7 protein-coding genes are annotated in these 6,053 nt (G+C 65.6%); 3 read left to right on the top strand and 4 right to left on the bottom strand.

What is annotated here, in order from left to right; translation table 11 throughout:
* Positions 1–115: 115 nt before the first annotated feature.
* The 3 genes from EN969_RS13110 to EN969_RS13100 form a co-directional block, all read right to left on the bottom strand.
* Positions 116–1,120 carry an NAD(P)-dependent alcohol dehydrogenase gene (locus tag EN969_RS13110; RefSeq protein WP_063168583.1) on the bottom strand — a complete coding sequence of 335 codons (1,005 nt, stop codon included), beginning with the start codon at positions 1,118–1,120 and terminating at the stop codon, positions 116–118.
* A 40-nt stretch (positions 1,121–1,160) separates the two neighbouring features.
* Positions 1,161–1,421 carry a hypothetical protein gene (locus EN969_RS13105; RefSeq protein ID WP_024501661.1) on the bottom strand — a complete coding sequence of 87 codons (261 nt, stop codon included), beginning with the start codon at positions 1,419–1,421 and terminating at the stop codon, positions 1,161–1,163.
* Positions 1,422–1,504: 83 nt separating this feature from the next.
* Complete coding sequence (locus EN969_RS13100; protein WP_013530710.1) at positions 1,505–2,257, bottom strand: thioredoxin family protein; 753 nt, start codon at positions 2,255–2,257, stop codon at positions 1,505–1,507.
* A 300-nt stretch (positions 2,258–2,557) separates the two neighbouring features.
* On the opposite strand from EN969_RS13100, the gene EN969_RS13095 reads away from it, so the two are divergent.
* The 3 genes from EN969_RS13095 to EN969_RS13085 all read left to right on the top strand — a co-directional run bounded on the left by EN969_RS13095 (position 2,558) and on the right by EN969_RS13085 (position 5,436).
* Positions 2,558–3,778, top strand: coding sequence for a hypothetical protein (locus tag EN969_RS13095; RefSeq protein ID WP_063168582.1), 1,221 nt, complete (start codon positions 2,558–2,560; stop codon positions 3,776–3,778).
* Positions 3,779–3,811: 33 nt separating this feature from the next.
* On the top strand, positions 3,812–4,444 hold the full coding sequence (locus tag EN969_RS13090; RefSeq protein WP_013530712.1) for a PQQ-binding-like beta-propeller repeat protein: 633 nt from the start codon (positions 3,812–3,814) through the stop codon (positions 4,442–4,444).
* Between the two features lie 143 nt (positions 4,445–4,587).
* On the top strand, positions 4,588–5,436 hold the full coding sequence (locus EN969_RS13085; RefSeq protein WP_127419165.1) for an aldo/keto reductase: 849 nt from the start codon (positions 4,588–4,590) through the stop codon (positions 5,434–5,436).
* A gap of 96 nt (positions 5,437–5,532) precedes the next feature.
* Here EN969_RS13085 and EN969_RS13080 read toward each other — a convergent pair whose 3' ends face one another.
* Positions 5,533–5,838: a hypothetical protein gene (locus EN969_RS13080; protein ID WP_013530714.1), complete on the bottom strand. Its 306-nt coding sequence runs from the start codon at positions 5,836–5,838 to the stop codon at positions 5,533–5,535.
* Positions 5,839–6,053 lie beyond the last annotated feature (215 nt).

Genomic DNA, 6,053 nt, shown 5'->3' with positions numbered 1-6,053 from the left:
GCGAGAGCGACCTTCCCAAGCCCCTGCTGCCGGTCAACGACATCGCGACCTAGGCAGGATCACGACGAGGCGCGGCCCCGGCGGTCCCCTTCATCGTGCTGCTGGCGGAGAACGCTCAAACGTCAAGGCAGACCTTGCCGAAATGCTTTCGGGATTCGTAATGAGCGAAGGCGGTGGCGATGTCCTGCAGCGGAAAGTGGCGGTCTATGACGGGCTTCAGCCTGTTGGACTCTATCGCGCGGATCATATCCTCCTGGTCGGCCCGGCTGCCGATGGAAATGCCGCTGATGCGGATCTGGTTGGAAAACAGGGCTGGGATAGACACTTCCGCCGCAAAGCCGGTCAGGACGCCGACCAGCGCGATGTGACCGCCCGTGCGGCAGGCGATAATCGACTGCGCCAGCGTGGCGGGTCCGCCGACCTCGATCACGTGATCGACGCCGCGCCCGCCCGTCAGATCCTTGGCCTTGCGGCCCCAGTCCGGGACGGACTTGTAGTTGATGACGGCGTCGGCTCCGAGGCGCTTGAGCCTTTCCAGCTTCTGCTCGTCGGATGAGGTGGCGATGACCCGGGCGCCGGCGGCCTTGGCGAATTGCAGCGCGAACAGCGATACGCTGCCCGAACCGAGGACCAGCACTGCGTCGCCCGGCTTCACCTTGCCGCACACAATCAGGCCGCGCCAGGCAGTAACGCCCGTGCAGGTGAGCGACGCCGCCTCGACATGCGTATAGCCTGCCGGTGCCCTGGTGAAAGCATGCGCCGGCATGCAGACATACTCGCTGGCGAAGCCGTCGAAACTGTCTCCCGGAATATCGCGCCGGGTGCAGGGCGTCATGTCACCGCGCAGCCACCAGGGATAGAAGACGCTGACGACGCTGTCTCCGGGCCTGAGTGCATCGACACCGTCGCCGAGGGCAATCACTTCGCCGGCGCCGTCGGAGAGCGGAACGCGGCCGTCGGCGAGAGGCATCTTGCCTTGCACGGCAAAGTCGTCGCGCATGTTCAACGCGCAGGCCCGGATCCTGACCAGCACCTCGCCCGGCCCTGGTTGGGGCGGATCTTCCTCGACCAGGTCGAGATTGCCCAAGCCGCCCGGCGCTCTCAGCCTGACCAGTCTCATTGTCTTCTCCGATGTGTGGGGTGTCTAGAATTGGAAGGGCCTAGCGGGCCTGCCGGCCGGAGATCACCCGCAGCCAGGGCGCCAGATGAAAGGCGCTCATCAGCAGATACATCGCAGCCATGCCCGTGAGGGGCGAGGCGTCGGTGCCCATGCACTGCATGGCCGCATCGCCGCTGAAGATGCAGGTGAGCAGCGCCATCACGGCGAAGGTCGGTGCCGCGGCAAGGCAAAGCCAGTCGGCCAGCCCGAGGGTGGCGGCTTCTGGGATCGTGCTGCCGGCACCTGTGTGGATATCGCTCATCGCCTTGATCCTTGATGATCATGCCAGCCACGACAGGTTCCTCTCTCCACGGAGTGGGGAGAGGAACCCAGACTGGACAACCGTTACTGCTCGCCCTTGTCGCGGAATGCGGCCTCGCCGGCAGCAGACACTTCTTCCCATTTCTTGTCGGCCCCGGCGTCGTAATTGTCGTGCCAGTTCCACCAGGAGTAGAGTGGAGTCTGCGGATAGCCTTCGGGCGAATCCTCCCAGATTTCCTGGCGGCCGAGCGGCGTCGCGTCGAGATAGCTCCAGACGGTGCCCATCGCTTCGTCGCCGCGGCTGTTAATCAAGTAGGTGCGGAAGATGCGATCGCCGTCACGGATGAAGACGTTGTGGCCGTGCCATTCGTCGACACCGAAGTCCTTGTCGAAACTGTCAGTGATTGTGTACCAGGGCATCTGCCAGCCCATCCGCTGCTTCAGCCGCGCAATGTCGGCCTGCGGGGCACGCGAAGCGTAGGCAAGCGTGGTGTTGCGGGCGTTGAGATGGGCGAGGTGGCCGACCTGGTCGGCGCCCAGCGAACAGCCGCGGCAGGCGTGATCGGGCCAGCCATGCACGCCGGGCTCGAAGAAGGCGCGATAGACGATCAGCTGGCGGCGGCCTTCGAACAGATCGAGCAGGCTCGCTCTGCCGTTCGGTCCCTCGAACACATAGGCCTTGTCGACTTCCATCCACGGCATGCGCCGGCGCTCGGCGGCCAATGCGTCCTTGGCGCGCAGTGTTGCCTTTTCCTTCACCAGCATCTGTTCGCGGGCGGCTTCCCAGTCCTGCCTCGAAACGATCGGCGGGGTCTTCATTGCGATGTGCTTGGTCATTGGTCGTCTCCTTTGCCAGTCTGTTGTCGCTTGCTGTCAGCCAGAATAGGGCGGTGAAGCGGGAGGGTGGGAGTTACAAGTGTGACGGGATTTGCAGGAGCCGGCCCGTCGCAGCAGGGGTGGCGCATCCTCACGGTGCCTTCGGCCGGGTGGAGAGGAGTGTCGGTTGGCATTGTCGGTTCTCCCTTGGCGTGCCGCGCGTTGCCGATAGTTGCCGATGCGGCTTGCCGGTTGACGGTACGGATTTAAGTTAGGGCGGCGACGCACAAGGGTGGGAGTTACAAGTGTGACGGGATTTGAATGGATTCGCTGATCACCGCGGCTGCGCTGGCACTGGCCGGAGGCGACCCGCTCGGCGCGCTGGATCGCGTCGCCTTGCGCGAAGACCCGCCGGCGCTGGCGCTGCGCGGCATTGCCATGGCGCAGCTCGGTGATCTCGATCGCGCCAAGGCGCTGCTGCGGCGTGCCGCGCGCGGCTTCGGCCCGAAAGAGGCGGTAGCGCGTGCCAGATGCGTCGTTGCCGAGGCCGAGATCGCGCTGGTCTCGCGGGATCTCGGCTGGCCGGCCAAGGCTTTGGATGCGGCGCGGGCGACGCTGGAAAAGCATGGCGACCGGCTGAACGCAGCGCATGCCGGCCACCTCAAGGTGCGGCGCCTGCTATTGATCGGCCGTCTCGACGAGGCCGAAGACGTGCTGGCGGGGCTCGACCCGGCACCGCTTCCGCCGGCCTCGCGCGCCGCCCACGAACTTGCCGTCGCCGGCATCGCGATGCGGCGCCTCAAGACGAAGCCGGCGCGCAGGGCGTTGGAGTGGGCACGCCACGCCGCCCGCCAGGCCGGCATTGCGGGGCTCATCGCTGAAGTCGACCGCGCATTCCTGGCGCTGGACACGCCGGCGGCGCGGCTGATCGCGGCTGGCGAGCAGCGCCCGTTGCTGCTTGAGGACGTCGAGGCGTTGCAGGCGTCGCCGGCGCTGCTGGTCGATAATTTCCGATATGTCGTGCGCCAACAGGAGAAAACGGTCTCGCTGGCCACGCGCCCGGTTCTGTTCGCGCTGGCCCGTACGCTCGCCGAAGCGTGGCCAGGCGATGTGTCCAGGGCGACGCTGATCGCGCAAGCCTTCGGCGGCAGGCACGCCGATGAATCGCATCGGGCGCGGCTGCGGGTCGAGATCGGCCGGCTGCGCACCGAATTGCGGGGCTTGGCCGACATCGGCGCCACCAGCCAGGGCTTCGCGCTGGCGCCGCGCCAGGCACGCGAGGTGCTGGTGCTGGCGCGGCCGATCGAGGAGCGGCACGCGGCGGTGCTGGCTTTCCTTGCCGACGGTGAATCCTGGGCGAGTTCGGCGTTGGCGCTGGCGCTTGGCACCGGGCAGCGCAGCGTGCAGCGGGCGTTGGAGCAGCTTGGCGAGGCCGGCAAGGTGCAGTTTTTCGGTCACGGCCGGGCGCGCCGCTGGATGACGCCTCCACTGGTGGGATTCACGACCACCTTGTTACTCCCGGCCCCGCTGCCGAACGGTTAGGAAGTGACATCGGATCTCAATGAGGACAAGGACATGAAACAGTCAACGGCCGAAATCCTGCGCGAATACGGACCCTTTGCCGATGTGGAGAGGGTGCATGGGGTGAGCTTTGACGGCAGCAATGTCTGGTTTGCCTCGGGCGAGAAGCTGAACGCCTTCGATCCGGAGAGCGGGCAGAACCTGCGCTCGATCGATGTCGCGGCGCATGCCGGCACCGCCTGGGACGGCCAGCATTTCTTCCAGCTTGCCAACGACCTGATACAGAAGATCGACCCTGATACCGGCCAGGTGTTGGCGACTATTCCGGCGCCCGGTGGTGGCGGCGATTCCGGGCTGACCTGGGCCGAAGGAACGCTCTGGGTGGGACAATACCGCGAACGCAAGATCCACCAGGTCGACCCGGAAACCGGTGCGATCCTGCGCACCATCGAATCCAACCGCTTCGTCACCGGGGTGACATGGGTCGAGGGCGAGCTGTGGCACGCCACCTGGGAAGGCGACCAGAGCGACCTGCGCCGCGTCGACCCGAAATCAGGCAAGGTTCTGGAGAAGCTCGACATGCCGGCCGGGATGGGCGTGTCGGGGCTGGAATCCGATGGCGGCGACCGCCTTTATTGCGGCAGCACATCCGCCGGGGTGGTGCGGGCGGTGCGCCGGCCGCGGTGAGGATGCGGCCGACGCCGAAGTCACACTTGCAGGCGCACTTCACACGGCAATTTGTCCGCTGTCGGCTGGCCGTTGCCCCTTGTCGGACCTAGATAGGCTGTGCGCCGGGCGGACGCCCGGCCCAGCTTTGCAAAGGATCCCTCATGCCTGAACAGCCCACCATGCCCGAACAGATTGCATTGAACGACGGCTCCGCCATTCCCCAACTCGGCCTCGGTGGGGGGCAGGTCGACCAGGACATCACCGCCGACGTGGTGGGTTGGGGCATCGAGGCCGGCTATCGCCTGATCGACACCGCCGAAGGCTATCAGAACGAGGAAGGGGTCGGAGAGGCGATCCGCAGTGCCGGCGTGCCGCGGGCTGAGCTGTTCATCACCTCGAAACTGCGCAACGGCGCGCACCAGCGCGATGCGGCCTTGCGCGCCTTCGACGAGACGATGGAGAAGCTCGGCGTCGAACAGATCGACCTGTTCCTGATCCACTGGCCTGTGCCCAGCCAGGACAAATATGTCGAGGCCTGGAAGACGCTGGTCGAACTCAGGCAGGCCGGCCGCATCAAATCGATCGGCGTTTCGAACTTCAACCAGGACCATCTGGAGCGGATCATCGGCGAGACCGGTGTGACGCCCGTCGTCAACCAGATCGAGCTGCATCCCCAGTTCCAGCAGCGCGGTGTCAGGGACTTTCATGCCAAGCACGACATCCGTATCGAAAGCTGGAGCCCTCTGGGCAGCGGCCGGCTGCTCGGCGATCCGACCATTGCAGGCATCGCCAAAAAACATGGCAAGTCCGTCGCACAGGCGATCATCCGCTGGCATCTCCAGGAGGGGCTGATCGTCATTCCAAAGTCGATCCGCAGGGATCGCATCGCCGCCAATTTCGATGTCTTCGATTTCGAACTGGATGCGCAGGACCTGCAGACGATCCGCGGCATGGATTCGCCCGAGGGCCGCAACGGACCCAACCCCGCCACAGCCGCGTTCCTGTTCTGAGAGGCAAGTTTTAACGAGCTGGCAACGAAACTGCTAATCTCCCCCACGAGGGGGGAGATTGGCAGCTTTGCGGCTTTCGCCAATTTCTTGCGCCCCTCAAATCCCGGACCCATCCAACTGCTGGGCGTCTTCGCCTTCCCAGGGCGCCGGCATCGACGCGCGGCTAAGGTTGGCGGTGGGCAGCGGCATCCAGCATTTCAGTTCCGGGTCGGCGTATTCGATGACGCGCCCGGGCGAAGAGTCCGACGCGCGCCAGCCTTCCGAGGCGAACTGGTCGGCACGCGACCAATAGGCAAGGTCGACTTCCGCCGGTCCCTGCTCGGACGGACGCACAGTGACCAGGATGCGGCTGCCGTCCTTCGGCGCCGTCGACATGTGGCGCCACCGTTCGGGCTCGTCCATCGCATTCCTCCTCGCACTCGTAGCGTTGGGAGGAGTGTCGCCTCGTGGTCCGAAGGGGTCAACCCAAAGTTTGCGCCAGGCATCGGCTGATGACCCCTCCAGACGGTGCCTGCACAGTTGTGCGCAACACGCCGCGGGCGGTCATGCACGCTCGACGGGCCGTGACCCAGTTGATAAGCCCGTCTGCGAAAGGAGCGCCTGAGTCGAGATGACCG

Origin of the sequence: Mesorhizobium sp. M7A.F.Ca.CA.003.01.2.1 (assembly GCF_003998945.1) — a bacterium.
Classification (GTDB): Bacteria; Pseudomonadota; Alphaproteobacteria; order Rhizobiales; family Rhizobiaceae; genus Mesorhizobium; species Mesorhizobium ciceri.
Note: the sequence above shows the minus strand (reverse complement) of the source record. Positions and strands in the feature narration are given on the sequence as shown.

What these genes read in the sequence shown, in the direction of transcription:
- EN969_RS13110 (WP_063168583.1), bottom strand. Translation starts at nt 1,120, where the DNA reads ATGAGACTGGTCAGGCTGAGAGCGCCGGGCGGCTTGGGCAATCTCGAC.
- EN969_RS13095 (WP_063168582.1), top strand. Translation starts at nt 2,558, where the DNA reads ATGGATTCGCTGATCACCGCGGCTGCGCTGGCACTGGCCGGAGGCGAC.
- EN969_RS13100 (WP_013530710.1), bottom strand. Translation starts at nt 2,257, where the DNA reads ATGACCAAGCACATCGCAATGAAGACCCCGCCGATCGTTTCGAGGCAG.
- EN969_RS13080 (WP_013530714.1), bottom strand. Translation starts at nt 5,838, where the DNA reads ATGGACGAGCCCGAACGGTGGCGCCACATGTCGACGGCGCCGAAGGAC.
- EN969_RS13090 (WP_013530712.1), top strand. Translation starts at nt 3,812, where the DNA reads ATGAAACAGTCAACGGCCGAAATCCTGCGCGAATACGGACCCTTTGCC.
- EN969_RS13105 (WP_024501661.1), bottom strand. Translation starts at nt 1,421, where the DNA reads ATGAGCGATATCCACACAGGTGCCGGCAGCACGATCCCAGAAGCCGCC.
- EN969_RS13085 (WP_127419165.1), top strand. Translation starts at nt 4,588, where the DNA reads ATGCCTGAACAGCCCACCATGCCCGAACAGATTGCATTGAACGACGGC.